At 55.4% G+C, this 16,687-nt stretch carries 17 protein-coding genes; 16 read left to right on the forward strand and 1 reads right to left on the reverse strand.

The features are described 5' to 3' along the window. Positions 1-88: 88 nt before the first annotated feature. A complete protein-coding gene (locus BLP91_RS00970) occupies positions 89-523 on the reverse strand; it encodes a hypothetical protein (RefSeq protein ID WP_091565604.1) in 435 nt (144 codons plus the stop codon). Between the two features lie 528 nt (positions 524-1,051). On the opposite strand from BLP91_RS00970, the gene BLP91_RS00975 reads away from it, so the two are divergent. The 16 genes from BLP91_RS00975 to BLP91_RS01050 all read left to right on the forward strand — a co-directional run bounded on the left by BLP91_RS00975 (position 1,052) and on the right by BLP91_RS01050 (position 16,604). After that, positions 1,052-1,375 (forward strand): DUF5665 domain-containing protein, encoded by a 324-nt coding sequence (locus tag BLP91_RS00975; RefSeq protein ID WP_091565607.1) that lies wholly within the window; start codon positions 1,052-1,054, stop codon positions 1,373-1,375. Between the two features lie 16 nt (positions 1,376-1,391). Further along, on the forward strand, positions 1,392-2,099 hold the full coding sequence (locus BLP91_RS00980) for a TraR/DksA C4-type zinc finger protein (RefSeq protein WP_176757739.1): 708 nt from the start codon (positions 1,392-1,394) through the stop codon (positions 2,097-2,099). Positions 2,100-2,439: 340 nt separating this feature from the next. Beyond that, a complete protein-coding gene (lspA, locus tag BLP91_RS00985) occupies positions 2,440-2,910 on the forward strand; it encodes a signal peptidase II (RefSeq protein ID WP_425412156.1) in 471 nt (156 codons plus the stop codon). After that, positions 2,907-3,830: an RluA family pseudouridine synthase gene (locus BLP91_RS00990; protein ID WP_091565614.1), complete on the forward strand. Its 924-nt coding sequence runs from the start codon at positions 2,907-2,909 to the stop codon at positions 3,828-3,830. The genes lspA and BLP91_RS00990 overlap by 4 nt, the downstream gene beginning before the upstream one ends. 185 nt (positions 3,831-4,015) lie before the next feature. Further along, positions 4,016-4,552, forward strand: a complete 537-nt coding sequence (gene pyrR / locus BLP91_RS00995; RefSeq protein WP_091565617.1) for a bifunctional pyr operon transcriptional regulator/uracil phosphoribosyltransferase PyrR — start codon at positions 4,016-4,018, stop codon at positions 4,550-4,552. A 157-nt stretch (positions 4,553-4,709) separates the two neighbouring features. After that, positions 4,710-6,074, forward strand: coding sequence for a uracil permease (gene uraA, locus BLP91_RS01000; RefSeq protein ID WP_091565792.1), 1,365 nt, complete (start codon positions 4,710-4,712; stop codon positions 6,072-6,074). A gap of 194 nt (positions 6,075-6,268) precedes the next feature. After that, positions 6,269-7,189 carry an aspartate carbamoyltransferase catalytic subunit gene (locus tag BLP91_RS01005; protein WP_091565795.1) on the forward strand — a complete coding sequence of 307 codons (921 nt, stop codon included), beginning with the start codon at positions 6,269-6,271 and terminating at the stop codon, positions 7,187-7,189. Further along, positions 7,190-8,488, forward strand: coding sequence for a dihydroorotase (locus BLP91_RS01010; protein WP_091565619.1), 1,299 nt, complete (start codon positions 7,190-7,192; stop codon positions 8,486-8,488). A gap of 36 nt (positions 8,489-8,524) precedes the next feature. Further along, positions 8,525-9,622 (forward strand): glutamine-hydrolyzing carbamoyl-phosphate synthase small subunit, encoded by a 1,098-nt coding sequence (gene carA / locus BLP91_RS01015; RefSeq protein ID WP_091565622.1) that lies wholly within the window; start codon positions 8,525-8,527, stop codon positions 9,620-9,622. Then, a complete protein-coding gene (gene carB, locus BLP91_RS01020) occupies positions 9,615-12,833 on the forward strand; it encodes a carbamoyl-phosphate synthase large subunit (RefSeq protein WP_091565624.1) in 3,219 nt (1,072 codons plus the stop codon). Before carA ends, carB begins: the two co-directional genes overlap by 8 nt. Continuing rightward, positions 12,830-13,597 carry an orotidine-5'-phosphate decarboxylase gene (gene pyrF / locus BLP91_RS01025; protein ID WP_091565627.1) on the forward strand — a complete coding sequence of 256 codons (768 nt, stop codon included), beginning with the start codon at positions 12,830-12,832 and terminating at the stop codon, positions 13,595-13,597. The genes carB and pyrF overlap by 4 nt, the downstream gene beginning before the upstream one ends. Further along, the gene (gene pyrE, locus BLP91_RS01030) at positions 13,581-14,171 is read left to right on the forward strand and encodes an orotate phosphoribosyltransferase (RefSeq protein ID WP_091565630.1); all 591 of its coding nucleotides are present in this window, start codon (positions 13,581-13,583) and stop codon (positions 14,169-14,171) included. Before pyrF ends, pyrE begins: the two co-directional genes overlap by 17 nt. Positions 14,172-14,290: 119 nt before the next feature. Further along, positions 14,291-14,449 (forward strand): maltose acetyltransferase domain-containing protein, encoded by a 159-nt coding sequence (locus BLP91_RS01035; RefSeq protein ID WP_245661969.1) that lies wholly within the window; start codon positions 14,291-14,293, stop codon positions 14,447-14,449. An 85-nt stretch (positions 14,450-14,534) separates the two neighbouring features. Continuing rightward, positions 14,535-14,942, forward strand: a complete 408-nt coding sequence (locus BLP91_RS01040) for a hypothetical protein (protein ID WP_091565636.1) — start codon at positions 14,535-14,537, stop codon at positions 14,940-14,942. Positions 14,943-15,124: 182 nt separating this feature from the next. Next, positions 15,125-16,075: a polysaccharide deacetylase family protein gene (locus tag BLP91_RS01045; protein ID WP_176757740.1), complete on the forward strand. Its 951-nt coding sequence runs from the start codon at positions 15,125-15,127 to the stop codon at positions 16,073-16,075. A gap of 82 nt (positions 16,076-16,157) precedes the next feature. After that, positions 16,158-16,604 (forward strand): Hsp20/alpha crystallin family protein, encoded by a 447-nt coding sequence (locus BLP91_RS01050; RefSeq protein ID WP_245661976.1) that lies wholly within the window; start codon positions 16,158-16,160, stop codon positions 16,602-16,604. The last annotated feature ends 83 nt before the right edge of the window (positions 16,605-16,687 follow it).

Consider the following 16,687-nt stretch of genomic DNA (forward strand, 5'->3'; position numbering starts at 1 on the left):
GGAGTGGCAATCCTTCGTTGCGGCATCAACCAGAATAGATCTCGTTTATAAACCGGCTGAAATCGAGAGAGAATAGGATGAGAAGATGTTAGCCGGCGTCTTCTTCCCGTAGCAATTCTTCCCACCACTCTTTATCTTTGGTCAAAAGAGCCAGGTCCATCATCAGTCGGCGGAGTTCCCGCCGGTCTTCCTGATTGAGGCGGATGCCGATCCGTTTGAGGCGATGGGGGGTTATGCGCTGAAGGCCGTGGCTTATCCGCTTGCGAGGATCATAGGCATTTACTCGAATCACCGCTGCATCGCTCTCCACGACCCAGCCTAGCATCTCCTCTTTATCAGACGACCAACTGTGAATCGAAACCCACTCCCCCTCTGAAAAATGGGTACCAGAGGGCGTCTCTTTTTCTGTTCCTTCCTGGTGACCGTGATCTACATCAGGGCGACAGCGGTCACAACAGTCCGCAGGATGATCTCTTTTTAGCAGGATCCCACATTTTCGGCACCGATCGAGGGGTTGGTGCATGATAATCACCTAATCTCCCTTTCTCTCGGACTAGTACTTACAGGTTATTCAAATCGGCTATAAGTGTCACCGATTTGAGCCTCCATACTAGCCCATGATTGCCTTCCAAAGCATCCGCGATTCACCCGATGGCATAAAAAGGGAAAACGAGACAAACCCTTTTTCTTAGGAAGGAAAGGGCTGATACAAATGGCAGATACAAACCGAAGGATTCCTGAACATCTGATTCACCTGACAGAATCCTCTTGGAAAAATCATATTGCCGAAGTGTTCCATGTTATACTGGGTTCGGGCCAATGGATCTATCGGGAGAAATGACCAAACAAATGGTCGGTATATCTGAGGATCGATTGGATTGGATTAAGGACACGAGAGTAGATGGTTGCACCCTTGGCACTGATGGACTCATGCTATTGGTCCGGATCTGTCCATCTGTGAGTGCTGTTACAGGCTTCAAAAGAGATAACGTTTCCAGCATGCCTCTCCACCTTGAGGAGGGAGCACAAGCATCAACCGGGAGGGCGAGCGATGAACGAAGAAACCGAAGAGACTCGGGAGTGGTTGGAGCGCGTGGACGATCGGTTAAAGGAGTTGGGCCGGAAAATGGAAATGGGCCAGATTGCCGCCTATGTTCAGTTGCTCAACTCCCCGACACGCCTGATTCTGATCAATATCCTGACCGGTGTGGCTCGAGGGGTGGGAATCGCTATCGGTTTCACGATCTTTACGGCCACTATCGTTTATGTGCTGCGAAAACTGGGAGCGTTAAATTTGCCGATTGTGGGAGACTATATTGCAGAAATCGTCCGCATTGTCCAGGCGCAACTGGAACTGGACGGGATGACTTATTGATGAAAGGGGAATGAGGGTGACCGAAGAACAACAGGTTCAATTAAAGGAACAACTCGAGGCGGAAAAAGCCCGCCTGATAAAAAAATTGGATGAAAATCGTCACTACGGGATGGAAGAGGGAATGAATGATTCTGTCGGAGAGCTATCCGGTTATGATAATCATCCTGCAGATATCGGTAGCGAGTTGTTTGAGCGGGGTAAGGATCAAGTCTTGAATGAGGAGGATGAAGAGCGGCTGAAAGAAGTGGAATTAGCGTTGCTCCGCATCCAGTCAGGACACTACGGCAGGTGTGTGGTTTGCGGACAAGAGATCCCCTTTGAGCGGTTGGAAGCAGTTCCGGAGACCGCCTACTGCATCGACCATCAGCGGGAAAAGGATGTGTCCGGGCGGCGGCCGGTGGAAGAAAAAATCATTTCTCCCCCTTATGGAGACCATTTTCATGATCGGACAGACCGCAATTTTTTTGATGCAGAAGATTCCTGGCAGGCAGTGGAACGTTACGGAACCTCCAATCCCCCCGACTTTTTTCGGGAGGGAAAAGATTATGATGAACTCACCATCGATCAGGATGAGCGGTCGGGGTATGTCGAGGATGTGGAAGCCGTTGCAACGGTGGGTTCCGATGGACGTCCACAGGAAGACATGGCGGAAATGACGCATAACGATGCAACCCAACGCTTGGAGGCGGAAGAATACGATGAAAAGGATCAGAACTGGGGCTAGGAAGATAGAATATCTGCCTGGTTGCCACCAGAAAAGGATTTTCCGTCCAGCAATCGATTACCAAATACGCCCGTAAAGAGAGAACCTCTCCTACCCAGCAGATCAGTTGCTGGCCGAGGAGGCTGTCCGCAGCCAGTCCAACCTACTCTGCTGGATAGCATACGAGACCAAACGAAGTGACTGAAGAGGTTTGTGCCCTATAGGTGCGGTTGCCGGCTTTGGGTACATCCTTTCAAGTTGTCTGCCTTCTCCCGGTGTGCTAAAATAAAATACTGGTAAAAAATATTTGCTGGGGTGCCGAACACCGGTTGAGGGGGGAACCAACATCAGAAGATATTTTATAGCGGCTTTAGCCATCCTGGGTTTGGACCAGTGGACCAAATGGCTAGTTGTTCATAAGATGGATCTATTTGAATCGATCCCTTTGTGGGAAGGGATTTTTCACATCACTTCCCACCGCAATCGGGGCGCTGCTTTCGGGATCCTGCAAAATCAACAGTGGCTGTTTATCCTGGTCACCCTCATCGTCGTGGCGGGGATTTCTTGGTATCTCATCCGATTGAAACGGAGTGAACCGCCCATGTCTTGGGCGCTGGCCCTGATCCTCGGCGGAGCGGTGGGCAATTTGATCGATCGCATCCGGCTCGGGGAAGTGGTCGATTTTCTCGATTTTAAACTGATCAATTACCCGATTTTTAACGTAGCTGATTCTGTGATCGTGATCGGGGTTGGAATCATGATTTTTTTAACCATCCGCCAGCCGGAAGGAAAAGTGGATGGGTTGACTGGGAAAGCGGGGGATCCGCGCTGACCGCCGAAGATCATTTCTGTTTTCGTGTGGATGAGACCGACCGAGGAGAACGGGTGGATAAATTTCTGGTTGCCCAAAAGGACGAGTGGACCCGTATGGGCATTCAGGCCTGGATTCATGAACAACGAGTACAGGTGAACGGCCGCGCCGTGAAAAACAATTATCGGTTGAAAGAGGGAGACCAGGTGGAGCTGACGGTCCCCCCACCGGAAGAAGTGACAGTGGAGCCTGAGCCGCTTCCGCTGGAAGTGGTGTACGAGGACGATGACGTGATTGTGGTCAACAAACCCCGGGGGATGGTGGTTCACCCTGCGACGGGGAATCTTTCCGGGACGCTGGTAAACGCGTTGTTAGCTCACTGTAAGAATTTATCAAAGATCGGCGGGGAGCTGCGGCCTGGAATCGTACACCGAATCGACAAAGATACCTCTGGCCTCATCATGGCGGCAAAGAACGATCACGCCCATCAGTCCCTCGTCGCTCAGCTGAAGGCTCATTCTGTGGATCGCCACTATGTGGCTGTGGTCAACGGGAGCCTCGCCCATGATCGGGGAACGATCGATGCCCCGATCGGCCGAGATCCCCACCATCGGAAGCGGATGGCGGTGGAACATCAAAAAGGTAAACCGGCGATCACCCACTTTGAAGTGTTGGAACGGTATCGGCGGGCTACGTTGGTACAGTGTCGGCTGGAAACGGGGCGGACGCACCAGATTCGGGTGCACATGAAGTATATCGGTCACCCGGTGGTTGGCGATCCCATCTATAGCAGCAATTACCGCAAGTTTGCCATTCAAGGACAAGCCCTCCACGCTAAATCCCTCGGATTTGAGCATCCGAAAAAGGGAGGGAGAATCCAGCTGGAGTCTGAGCTTCCTTCAGATATAGGCAAGCTGGTACAAATTTTTCGCCAGGATTGATCATCTAACCCTTGACAAACACCTGGTGATTCCTCATAATGATGAAGAACTGAAGAGAGGAGCCTTTTAAATCAGTCCGGTGAGACTGGCAAAGGTACGGTAGTCCACACATCAGGGGACGTGTGCGCTCTTTGCCGAATCCGGGCAGGGAGCGCTTTTTTGGATCAAAAAGGGAGGCTTTGAATATGGCGCCGAATAAAACCATCCTGGATGAAGCTGCGGTGCGGCGGGCGTTAACCCGGATCGCCCACGAGATCCTGGAACGGAACAAAGGGGTGGACAACTGTGTCCTTGTCGGGATCCGCACTCGCGGTATCTATCTGGCCCGGCGGCTGGCGGATCGGATCAACCGGATTGAAGGTGTACAGGTTCCCGTCGGTGAGTTGGACATTACGCTGTACCGGGATGACCTGACGGAGAAGACGGAACAACCGGAGGTGCGGGATTCGGATCTGCCGGTGGAAATCCACGGAAAGACCGTCGTATTGGTAGATGATGTTCTCTTTACCGGGCGGACGGTACGGGCGGCGATGGATGCCTTAATTGACCGGGGACGGCCCCATATGATCCAACTGGCGGTCTTGGTGGACCGAGGCCATCGGGAACTGCCAATCCGTCCCGATTATGTGGGGAAAAACATACCCACCTCCAAAGACGAAATCGTCCGGGTGGAAGTTTCTGAACACGATCAACGAGATGAAGTGAGCATCGGAAGAAAATAAAATCATCCCCCCCTTTAAGGCGGTCCTGTGAGACCGGCAAGGGAGGACGCGATTCCCTTCGCGTACCTGTGTGCGCTCGGATGTTGTTTCTGTGCGCCAAAAAACCTCTCTGCCGGCCGGAGAGGTTTTTTTATGGGGGAAAAGGGAGGTAAAAAGTATGGAAAAGATGGTTCTGGATGTCCATGATCGACCGAAAGCTTGGAAATGGTTTGCTTTAAGTCTACAACACCTGTTCGCCATGTTTGGAGCAACGGTTTTGGTCCCCTTGTTGACCGGCTTGGAACCGGCGGTGGCTCTCCTCTCCAGCGGGGTGGGTACCCTGGCTTACCTGGTGGTCACCCGTGGGAAAATCCCGGCCTATCTGGGTTCTTCCTTCGCATTCATCGTTCCCATCATTACCGTATCCCAGAACCAGGGTACGGGTGCCGCTTTATTCGGCTGTTTCCTGGCAGGTGTGGTTTACGGAGTCGTCGCGATAGTGATCCGGCGGTTTGGCTCCGATTGGCTTCATCATCTGCTGCCACCGGTGGTGATTGGTTCCGTGGTAATCGTGATCGGCCTCGCTCTGGCCGGGACAGCGGTGGATATGGCCAGCACCCATGAGGTCACCCGCCCTCTGCCGGACACGGTGGAAGAATTTCACGCATTGCCTGGAACGGTAGAAAAGGTGGATGAAGCGGCGGGAACGGTTACCTTGAAGGTTTATTCGCTAAAACACTTTGGGATCGCTTTGGCTGCATTGGCCATCGCGATCATCGCTAACCTCTTTTTCCGCGGATTCTTGAACCTGATTCCAATTCTCTCAGGCATCGTAGGTGGTTATCTGGTCGCCATGGCGGCGGGCTTGGTCGACTTGAGCCAGGTGCGGGAAGCAAGCTGGTTGTCCCTGCCGCAATTTACCACCCCGGAGGTCTCCTGGACGGCGGCCTTGGTGATCCTGCCTGTCGCCCTGGTCAGCCTGACGGAGCATATCGGTCATCTGATAGTGACCGGTAATATCATGGAACGGGATTTAACGAAAGATCCTGGGTTGCACCGGTCGATACTGGGTGACGGCTTAGCCACCAGTCTGGCTGCCCTGTTTGGGGGACCGCCTAACACCACCTACGGCGAAAACATCGGGGTCTTGGCCATCACCCGTGTGTTCAGCGTATTCGTTATCGGCGGAGCCGCCGTCATCGCCATCGCTTTCGCCTTCATCGGCAAGTTGTCGGCGCTGATTTCCACCATCCCGACGGCTGTGGTAGGGGGCATCTCCATTCTTCTCTTTGGCATCATCGCCTCAGCGGGCCTTCGTATGCTGGTAGACAACCAGATCGATTTCAGCGACAAGCGCAATCTGGTGATTGCATCTGTCGTGCTGGTAATCGGTGTAGGTGGAGCTGCTCTCAAATTTGTGGGGATCCATTTGGAACTGGAAGGGATGGCCCTGGCGACGATCGCAGGCATCCTGTTAAATCTGGTGCTTCCGCGCTCAACGGAAGAAGGACAGCGTGTGGAGTCCTCCAACCAGGCTGCATAACAATCAAACCCTTACCGGCAAACCTTTAATCCGGTCCCGAGAGGCCGTGGAAGGAAGCTGCTGGAAACTTGTGTCCGGTCCCGGTGCGGATGTTTCAAAAAGGAAGCACCCGTGTGCGGTCCGGCGGTTTTCCGAGACAACTCCTTCCCCGGTCGAAGGAGTTTTTTATATCGCTTGAGGAGGGGAAGAGCGCCATGATCGACACCGGAATCCGAAGGGGAGACCTGATCGATACCGATCGGTTGTCCATCGAAGAGATGAAAGAATTGTTCCGCCGGGCGGAATTTTGGAGAAACCGGCCCAAGACGGAAACACCCGCTTATCCAGGGACGTATGTTGCCAATCTGTTTTTCGAACCGAGTACGCGGACAAGGCTTTCCTTTGAGGTGGCGGAACGGAGGCTGGGGATGGAAGTGATCCGCTTCGATGAACAGACCTCCAGTATGGTGAAGGGAGAGTCCTTTTACGACACCATGAGAACACTGGCTTTCCTCGGGATTGAGGTGGCGGTGGTGCGTCACGCCGGTGGCGGTATCCTGCAAGAGATGTCTGACCGGTCCCCGGGGCCGGTACTGATCAATGCCGGTGAGGGGGAAGGGGGGCACCCCACCCAAGGGTTGCTCGATCTCTACACCCTGTACCGTCACTTCGGGGAATTGTCCGGCCTTCGGGTCGCGATCGTCGGGGACCTTCGCCACAGCCGGGTGGCCCGGTCCAACCTGTGGGCCCTCAAAACCTTCGGAGCCCGGCCCGTGTTGAGCGGACCGGAGTCGATGCGGGATCCCGAGCTGGAACAGTTGGCTCCCTACCTCCCCTTAGAGGAAGCGATCCGGGAAGCCGATGCGGTGATGATGCTGCGGGTGCAGCTGGAGCGTCACCGGGAGACCCTGTTCCATTCGGCAGAAGCGTACCGCCGGGTTTATGGCCTGACCGGTGAGCGGTTGGAGATGATGCCTCCCCATGCGGTAATTCTGCACCCCGGTCCGGTCAACCGGGGAGTGGAAATCGACAGTGATCTGGTGGAACATCCCCGTTCCAAGATCTTTACGCAGATGGAAAACGGCGTCTGGATCCGGATGGCGGTCTTAGAGCGAGCGATTCAGGGAGGCGTTTAAATGAAAAACCAGTTGCTGTTAAAAAACGGTCGGATGCTGGATACCCACACTGGCGAGATCTTCCCCGCCGATCTAATCATCCAAGACGGAAGGGTGGAACGCATTGGGAAGGATCTGCCCGTGAAGGGTATGGAGACAATGGATCTGGCAGGCAAGTTGATGATCCCCGGTCTGATTGATATGCATATTCACCTGCGGGAACCGGGCTTTGAAGAGAAAGAGACCATCGCCACGGGAAGCCGGGCTGCGGCCCGAGGCGGTTATACCACCGTCGCCTGTATGCCCAACACCCGACCGGTGATCGATACACCGGATAAGGTGCGCCAGGTCTGGAAGATCAACATAGCGGAGGGTTGCGGTGTCCGGGTGCTCCCCATCGCCGCGATCACCCGGGACTCCGCCGGTGAAGTGTTGACCGATATGGCCGGTTTAAAGGAAGCGGGGGCGGTCGCCATCTCCGATGATGGAGTGGGGGTGCAGTGCCCCCGCATGATGAAGGATGCGATGCGTCTGGCTCACGAAGCGGGCCTGCCGGTGGTTGCCCACTGTGAAGAAGAGGATCTGTTGGTGCCAGGTGCCTGTGTCCATGATGGCTCCTTCGCCCGCAAACACGGCTTGCCGGGGATCCCCGGGGAATCGGAGGCGATCCACGTCGGGCGGGACATCCTGCTGGCAGAAGACACTGGGGTTCATTATCATGTGTGCCACATCAGTGCGAAATCCTCTGTCCGGCTGGTGCGAGAGGCCAAGTCCCGCGGGCAATGGGTGACAGCGGAGGTGACGCCTCACCATTTGTTGTTGTGTGAGGAGGATATCCCAGGTCCTGACCCCCTGTTCAAGATGAACCCGCCCCTTCGCTCCGCCAAGGACCGCGAAGCGCTGATCGAGGGGTTGAAAGACGGAACCATTGATATGATCGCCACCGACCATGCCCCTCATACAGCTAACGATAAAGCAAAGGATATCCGGGAAGCACCCTTCGGGATCGTTGGGCTGGAAACAGCCTTTCCCCTCCTTTATACCCATCTGGTTCAGACTGGAGAGTTAACCCTGGCTCAGCTGGTGGACCGGATGAGCCGCATCCCCGCCGAGCGCTTCGAACTGCCTGGGGGCGTGCTGAAAGAGGGAGGTATCGCCGACCTGACGGTGATCGATCTGGAGGAGGAACGGCCCGTCGAACCGGAAAGGTTTGCATCGAAAGGGAAAAACACGCCCTTTGCCGGGTGGAAAGCCAAGGGGTGGCCGGTGGTCACTCTGGTGGAAGGAAAAGTGGTGTGGGAAGCAGCGAGTCAGGTGTAACCAATCTGAAAAAAACCAGGAGGGAGAGAAACATTGATGCGGGCGAAATTGCTGTTGGCCGATGGTACGCGGCTGGAGGGTGAGGGCTTCGGCGCGGAGACAGATACATGGGGGGAAGTGGTATTCAACACCGGGATGACCGGCTACCAGGAGATATTGACGGATCCTTCCTATTGCGGACAGATCGTCATCATGACTTACCCTCTGATCGGAAATTACGGGATGAACCGTCACGATATCGAAGCGCAACGCCCCTTCGTCCACGGCTTGGTGGTGAGGGAACAGGCGAAGGGACCGAGCAACTGGCGGAATGAGCAGACGCTGGACCGGTGGCTGAAGGAGTACGGCATCCCGGGAATCGCCGGAGTGGATACCCGGATGCTGACCCGGAAAATTCGGGCTCGCGGGACGATGAAAGGGATTTTGACCACCGGTGGGGCCTCCTGGGAGACTTTGGCTGAGAGGTTTCAGTCCCACACGTTGATGCGGGATCAGGTGGCCCGGGTCAGCACCCGGAGCATTCACGCCTCCCCCGGTTATGGGCCCCGGGTTGTACTGATGGATTTCGGCGCCAAGTACGGCATCCAGCGGGAACTGACCCGGCGGGGGTGTGACGTGGTGGTGGTTCCCTGGGACACCTCGGCCGGCGAGATCGATCAGCTCGCTCCCGACGGGATCATGTTGTCCAATGGACCTGGCAATCCCAAGGATGTACCGGAGGCGATCGAAACAGTGAGACGTCTGGTGGAGAAGGTTCCCCTGTTTGGCATCTGTCTCGGCCATCAGCTGTTTGCCCTGGCCTGCGGAGCGGACACGGAAAAGATGACATTCGGCCACCGGGGTTCCAATCATCCGGTGAAGGATTTGGAGACGGGACACACGGTGATCACCTCTCAGAACCACGGATACTCCGTCCGGAAGGATTCCCTGAAAGGAACGGAACTCATTTTGACCCATACTGCCCTGAATGACGGGACCTGTGAAGGGTTGAAACACCGACGGCTGCCGGCTTTTTCCGTTCAGTACCACCCTGAGGCGGCACCGGGGCCATTGGATACCGGTGATCTGTTTGATCGCTTTATAGGGTTGATGGAAGAGCGAAAACAGGAACAGGAGGGGACCGTACATGCCTAAAGACCCATCGTTGAAAAAAATCCTGGTGATCGGATCCGGTCCCATCGTGATCGGGCAGGCGGCGGAATTTGACTACGCCGGAACCCAAGCCTGCCGATCTCTGAAAGAGGAAGGGATTGAGGTGGTGCTGGTCAACAGCAACCCGGCCACGATCATGACCGACACCGATGTGGCGGATCAAGTGTATCTGGAGCCGATGACCCCCGAATTTTTGACCCAGGTGATCCGCAAGGAGCGTCCTGACGGTGTGCTGCCTACCCTGGGCGGGCAGACAGGGCTCAACCTGGCAGTGGAACTGGCGGAATCCGGTGTTCTTGAACGGGAAGGGGTGCGCCTGTTGGGCACTGATCTGAAGGCGATTACCTATGCGGAAGACCGGGATCAGTTCCGCGGGTTGATGCGCAAATTGGGGGAACCCGTCCCTGAAAGTGAGATTGTTCACACGGTGGGTGAGGCCGTCACCTTTAGTGAGACGATCGGTTACCCGGTCATCGTCCGTCCAGCTTACACCCTAGGGGGAACCGGAGGCGGTATCGCCCATAGCCGGGACGAGCTGATGGAGACGGTGGAAAACGGGCTTCGGTACAGCCCGATTCATCAGTGCCTGATTGAACAGAGCATCGCCGGTTTCAAGGAAGTGGAGTATGAAGTGATGCGGGATGGACGGGATCATGCCATCGTCGTCTGCAATATGGAAAACTTCGATCCCGTCGGTATTCATACCGGCGACAGCATCGTATTCGCTCCAACCCAGACCCTGTCGGACCGGGAACATCAACGGTTGCGCAGCTCTGCTCTCCATATCATCCGGGCTCTGGATATTCAGGGTGGGTGCAATGTTCAATTCGCCTTGGACCCGGATAGTTTCCAATATTATGTGATTGAAGTCAATCCTCGCGTCAGCCGCTCCAGCGCCCTGGCCTCCAAGGCGACAGGCTATCCCATCGCCCGCACCGCCGCCAAGATCGCCATCGGTTACAGCTTGGACGAAATCACCAACCCGGTGACAAAAGAGACGACTGCTTGTTTCGAACCCACTCTGGACTACGTGGTGAGCAAGATTCCCCGTTGGCCCTTTGACAAATTTGCCGGGGCTAACCGGAAGATGGGCACCCAGATGAAAGCCACCGGGGAGGTGATGGCGATCGGAAGAAGCCTGGAAGAGTCCCTGTTGAAAGCAGTCCGTTCTTTGGAGATCGGACTGGATCATATCCAACTTCCCGAAGCGGCAACGATTTCGCAGGAGGAGCTGGAACGACGGCTGTCCACCCCCGATGACGAACGGTTGTACCTGTTGGCAGAGTGGTACCGTCGTGGCGGGACGACGGAGAAGGCCCACGCCATCACCCGGATCGACCCCTTTTTTCTGGACAAAATCCAAGGGATGATCCAGCTGGAGAGGCGCTTGTCCCAACTGCAGGAACTGGACACAACAGTACTGGCCCAGGCTAAACAGGCCGGTTTCAGCGATGCCGTTATCGCGCGACTGACAGGCAGGAAAGAAGGGGAGGTTCGCTTACGCCGGAAAGAATGCGGGATCCAACCGGTCTACAAAATGGTGGACACCTGTGCCGCCGAGTTTGAAGCGGCCACACCTTATTACTACTCCACTTATGAACAGGAAGACGAGGTGATGACCACCGACCGGCCCACGGTGGTGGTGCTCGGCTCCGGTCCGATCCGGATCGGCCAGGGGGTGGAATTCGACTACGCCACCGTCCATGCCATCCAGGCGATTCGTGAAGCCGGTATGGAGGCGGTGGTCATCAACAACAATCCGGAGACTGTCTCCACCGACTTTAATGTCTCCGACCGCCTTTATTTTGAACCTCTCTTTACAGAAGACGTGCTCCATATCGTGGAAAAAGAGCGACCCGTGGGGGTGGTGGTTCAGTTCGGGGGACAGACGGCCCTCCATCTGGCTCGGGATCTGAAGGAATACGGCGTTCCGCTCTTGGGGACGACGTTGGATTCGATCGATCGGGCGGAGGACAGGAAAAAGTTTGAACGACTGTTGGCTGAAGTGGATATTTCACAGCCGCCGGGCACTGCGGTCACCTCGGAAGAAGAAGCTTTGACCGCGGCCCGCAGACTGGGCTTTCCCGTCCTGGTCCGTCCTTCCTATGTGCTGGGTGGCCGGGCGATGGAGATCGTTTACAGTGAACAGGAACTGAATGCTTATATCAATGAAGCGGCCAGAGTGAATCCGAAACACCCTGTGCTGATCGATCGCTATCTGATGGGAAAAGAGATCGAAGTAGATGCGATCTCCGACGGGGAACAGGTGTTGGTACCAGGAATCATGGAGCATGTGGAACGGGCCGGTGTTCACTCCGGTGATTCCATCGCCGTTTATCCTCCCCGTTCAGTGACGACGGAGCAAAAAGAACGGTTGGTTCGGATGACCACGGAGATTGCCCAATCGCTAAACATCAAAGGGTTGATCAACATCCAGTTTGTTCTGCATCAGGATGAGATTTACGTTCTGGAGGTAAACCCTCGCGCCTCCCGAACGGTCCCCTTCTTGAGCAAGGTGACAGGGGTGCCGATGGCCCGGGCCGCCACCCGAGTGATGCTGGGCGAACCTCTGGAGACACAGGGGCTATCTGGCGGGTTGTGGCCGGAGACTCCGTCGACGGCGGTCAAAGTACCGGTCTTCTCCTTTGCCAAACTGCGCCGGGTGGATATTACCCTCGGCCCGGAGATGAAATCGACGGGGGAAGTGATGGGGCGGGATCGGGATTACGCCCGGGCGGTGTACAAGGGACTATTGGCTGCTGGAATCTCTCTGCCCCGATTTGGAACAGTGGTTGCCACTATCAGCGATAAGGATAAAGCCGAGTCGGTTCACCTTTTCCGCCGATTCCATCATCTGGGATACCGGATCGTAGCCACCAGCGGGACCGCAGAAATCCTGGAAGCCGAGGGACTGACGGTGCGGCGGGTGAACAAATTGACTGAAGGCTCTCCCCATATCCTCGATCTGATTCGCCAAAGAGAGGTGGACCTAGTGGTCAACACCTGGACCCGGGGAAAAACGCCGGAACGGGACGGTTTTCGGATCCGGCGGGAAGCGGTGGAGCACGGAGTGGCCTGCCTCACTTCCCTGGATACCGTCGAGGCGCTGCTGTCCACACTAGATTCCATCTATATGACTGCGGAACCGATCGGAGGTCCAGTAGAAGCGGTGCAAGGGGGGGGATCCGTATGATCCGACCGGTGGTATCCCCTTTGCTGGAGGCAAAAAACCGGGTGATCATCGCTCTCGATTTCCCCTCAGGGCCGGAGGCGGACCGTTTTCTCAGTCATTGGGACGGGCGGGATAAACCCTTTGTCAAAGTGGGGATGCAGCTGTTTTACGCCGCGGGGCCAACTTGGGTGGCGAAACTGGTAGAGACGGGCTATAAAGTTTTTCTCGACTTGAAACTGCACGATATTCCTCATACCGTGGCTGGAGCCGTCCGTTCTGTTGCCTCACTAGGCGTTGACCTTTTAACCCTGCATGCTTCCGGAGGGCGTCGGATGATGGAGTCGGCTCGGGAAGGGTTGGAAGCGAAAGGGGGAGCGAATCGCCTCCAACTGTTGGCGGTGACCCGACTGACCCATATCGACCAGAAGGTGTTGAATGACGAGTTGGAAGTACCTGGTGCGGTGCGGGATTCGGTGCTCAACCTGGCCCATCTCGCTCAGCTGTCCGGGATGGATGGTGTGGTCTGTTCCGGTGAAGAGGTGAGTGGGATCAAGGAGAAGATCGACCGACAGCTCCTGACCGTGACACCGGGAATTCGCCTGAAAGGACAGGATCCTAGAGACCAGAAACGGGTAATGACACCTGAAGCTGCCATCCAGGAGGGAGCGGACCTTTTGGTAGTGGGCCGCCCCATCACCCAAGCCCCGGGACCGGTAGCCGTGTGGGAGAAGATGATCGCAGACATTCAAGAAACAGGGAGGGACGATCATGAACGAGCAACGTGATTGGCAGGTGGAAGAAGCGATGGAACGGACCGGCGTGGTGAAAGAAGGACATTTCATCCTCTCCTCCGGCCGCCACAGTCGACGCTATATGCAGTGCGCCCAGTTGTTGCAACACCCTGGGGAAGCCGAAGGGGCGGGGACAGCGATCGCCGATCAGTTTCGAGGGGAGAGGGTGAATGCTGTGATCGGTCCCGCTCTCGGCGGGGTGATTATCGCCCATGAGACCGCCCGAGCTTTAGGCGTCCGTTGTCTGTTCGCTGAGCGGAAAGAAGGAGAGATGCGCCTCAGGCGAGGGTTCACCATTCAACCTGGGGAACCGGTGCTGCTGGTGGAGGACGTAGTGACCACCGGTGGTTCCGTCGGCGAAGTGGCGGATTTAGTAGAAAATCTGGGGGGACGTGTCGTTGGGATTGGTGCCATCGTGGATCGAAGCGGAGGTGAAGCTGATTTTTCCGTCCCCTTCCGTTCCCTCATCGAGCAGACCATCGACAGCTATGATCCGGCGGATTGCCCCCTTTGCGCACAAGGGGTGCCGGTGGAAAAACCGGGAAGCCGCAAGCAGGTAAAGATATAAACGGAAACGCCCGTCACCCGGCAAGTCCAGGGGATGAGTGAGCATCGGTTTTTCGCTATGATGGTCCCGAACGAAAGTGAGGATAAATGAGAAGGCACAGGCAATGGATATCGGAAAAGATGAAAATGCTGAACGGGGAAGCCTATGATCCGTCCGACCCGGAATTGGTGAAGGATCGCAACCACGCTCGGAGATTGACTCGACTATTTGTGACCAAAGACGTTCCCGATGGGGTTGTCGTCGGCGGAAATCCGGCAAAGGTAATAAAAAGAGTGTAATCGTTCTAGTCTCACTGGTATGTCCGCATCGGGAGCACCGTATAATATAGCGGAGAGGATCGAAGCGATTCAAGGGGTTGAAGGTATGATTCGGTGGCTTCGGACAGCCTTTGTGCTGTTGGCAGGACTCTTTGTGGTGATGTTGATCGGGCTTTGGCTGGAAACCGCCCTCCACGTGGCAGCCGGGGCGGCTTTTGCTCTGTATGCGGTCAACCGGTCGCTCCGTTCTCCGTCATTGGTGCGGTTGTTCTATTTATTTCCTGTTATCGTGGCAGCGGGAGTCAGCTGGTGGGGTCTGGATCTCTCCCTTCACTCTCATGAAGTGGGGATTTTGTACGTCCATGGTGTCTTCGCCTATATGGAACATGCGCTCTCGGTGATGTTTTCTGCCGATGGAATTTTTTTCAGCCTGGCCACTTGGGCGAATCTGGCGGTGATGGCTTTGGTGGTCTTCGTGATGGATCCCAGTGAGGACAGCCGACGGACAGCCTGACAGGGGTTTACCTGCCCGACGCTTATCAAGGAAAGCGTCGGGCTTTTTGTGCCTGCCATCAATTGATAATTCCTTTAATCATTTGGAGGATACGATTTTAAAACGATCTTGCAAAAAAGCTCGACATTTGTAAAAATCTTGTCAGGTAATACAGAATGATAGAGAGAATGGGAGTGGAAAGCATGCAGGAGACCTGGCTGCGGGCGGGGCTTCTTTTCTTTCTAGGCATCTGGGTGATCGGATCAAGCATGTACAACCTCTCCTATGCCAATAATGCTGGAGAGCGAATGCAACGACAGGCGGAGGGAAACAACCACGCTCCACAGGTCGAACCGGCGGATCCCTCCCCGTCAGCGCCATCGGAACAAAAGGAAGGGGCAGAAACGGAGGACAATCCGGAAACAGAGACGCATCCGAAGGAAAAGTCACAGAGGGAGAGCGCTTCCAGCACCCCCGAGCCGGCCCGTGCCGCTCAGAAGCAGGAAGAGGAAAAGTCGCGAAAACATCCTGCTCCGCTGGTGATCTATCACGGTCCTAAACAAGAGAAAAAGGTGGCACTCACCTTTGACGACGGTCCCGATCCGGTCTATACCCCCAAGATTTTAGATATCTTGCGAAAAAAGAAAGTTCCGGGAACCTTTTTTGTGGTAGGACGGGAGGTCAAAGCTTATCCGGGGATCACGGTACAGATTGCGGCGGAAGGGCATGTGCTGGCGAACCATACATGGAATCACGCTTATCTTCCCGACCTGAAGAAAAAAGAGGTGAAGGAGGAGTTGGTGCGAACCGCCCAAGTGGTCGAAAAACTGACCGGCAGGGAGATGGAGCTGATGCGCCCCCCCTATGGAGCGGTGGCCGGACAGGAGAAGGAAGTGGCTCACAATGGTTACCGCATGATCAACTGGGATGTGGACTCCCTCGATTGGAAAGGGAGACGGACACCTGCACAGATCTTGCAAACAGTGAAAAGTCAGGTGCAGCCGGGAAGCATTATCTTGCTCCATTCCGGAGGCGGGAATCGCTCCGCCACGGTGAAAACTTTGCCGCTTTTGATCGATCAGCTACAGGCGAAAGGGTACTCCTTTGTCACCGTAGACGAATTGATAGGGGTTCCAGCTTATCGTTCAGAGTAGTGGCTACCTCATCGGTATACTTCCCCCGTCCCCGTTTCATCATAAGAGGGATGACGGAAGGAGTGTGATGTTGTTGAGTTCTATGGAAGGTTTTCGAGAACCGGATTCCCGCCGGTCCGGTTTGCGCCATGAGTTGGATCGGTCCTTTGGTCGTTTTTTCCACGAACCGTTGTTTGCGGAAAGCGAGGAGGGATCGTCCTTGATTCCGGCGCTGGATGTGGAGGAACAGACTGACCAATATGTGATTCAGGCGGAGATGCCGGGCATGGACGTAGAGGATATCGATTTGGAAGTGAGCGGCCGTCTGTTGACGATCCGGGGGGAACGCCGTCAGGAGCATCGGGAAGAACACCGGTATCACTTGGTGGAACGACGCTACGGTACCTTTCAGCGTTCTTTCACCCTTCCGGGAGATGCCGATGTGGACGGGATCACCGCCGACAGCAAAGATGGCGTGCTACACATTTATGTACCCAAGAATCCCTCAGAAAAAGCGCGGAAAATCCGCGTTAATCGACGGGATGCGTAATCACGGCCAACTTTTTTCACCGCGATCCTGTAAGGGATGGCGGTGTTTATCTTTTTACGGCAATTTTTTACGGCAATGATGCT

The sequence above is a fragment of the Melghirimyces thermohalophilus genome (assembly GCF_900102685.1).
Taxonomy (GTDB): domain Bacteria; phylum Bacillota; class Bacilli; order Thermoactinomycetales; family DSM-45169; genus Melghirimyces; species Melghirimyces thermohalophilus.

Excerpts from the sequence above, each read along its gene's own strand:
- pyrF (WP_091565627.1), top strand. The coding sequence starts at position 12,830 with ATGATCCGACCGGTGGTATCCCCTTTGCTGGAGGCAAAAAACCGGGTG.
- uraA (WP_091565792.1), top strand. The coding sequence starts at position 4,710 with ATGGAAAAGATGGTTCTGGATGTCCATGATCGACCGAAAGCTTGGAAA.
- BLP91_RS01005 (WP_091565795.1), top strand. The coding sequence starts at position 6,269 with ATGATCGACACCGGAATCCGAAGGGGAGACCTGATCGATACCGATCGG.
- BLP91_RS01045 (WP_176757740.1), top strand. The coding sequence starts at position 15,125 with ATGCAGGAGACCTGGCTGCGGGCGGGGCTTCTTTTCTTTCTAGGCATC.
- BLP91_RS00970 (WP_091565604.1), bottom strand. The coding sequence starts at position 523 with ATGCACCAACCCCTCGATCGGTGCCGAAAATGTGGGATCCTGCTAAAA.
- pyrE (WP_091565630.1), top strand. The coding sequence starts at position 13,581 with ATGAACGAGCAACGTGATTGGCAGGTGGAAGAAGCGATGGAACGGACC.
- BLP91_RS00975 (WP_091565607.1), top strand. The coding sequence starts at position 1,052 with ATGAACGAAGAAACCGAAGAGACTCGGGAGTGGTTGGAGCGCGTGGAC.
- carA (WP_091565622.1), top strand. The coding sequence starts at position 8,525 with ATGCGGGCGAAATTGCTGTTGGCCGATGGTACGCGGCTGGAGGGTGAG.
- BLP91_RS01035 (WP_245661969.1), top strand. The coding sequence starts at position 14,291 with ATGAAAATGCTGAACGGGGAAGCCTATGATCCGTCCGACCCGGAATTG.
- carB (WP_091565624.1), top strand. The coding sequence starts at position 9,615 with ATGCCTAAAGACCCATCGTTGAAAAAAATCCTGGTGATCGGATCCGGT.
- pyrR (WP_091565617.1), top strand. The coding sequence starts at position 4,016 with ATGGCGCCGAATAAAACCATCCTGGATGAAGCTGCGGTGCGGCGGGCG.
- BLP91_RS01040 (WP_091565636.1), top strand. The coding sequence starts at position 14,535 with ATGATTCGGTGGCTTCGGACAGCCTTTGTGCTGTTGGCAGGACTCTTT.
- BLP91_RS01050 (WP_245661976.1), top strand. The coding sequence starts at position 16,158 with ATGGAAGGTTTTCGAGAACCGGATTCCCGCCGGTCCGGTTTGCGCCAT.
- BLP91_RS01010 (WP_091565619.1), top strand. The coding sequence starts at position 7,190 with ATGAAAAACCAGTTGCTGTTAAAAAACGGTCGGATGCTGGATACCCAC.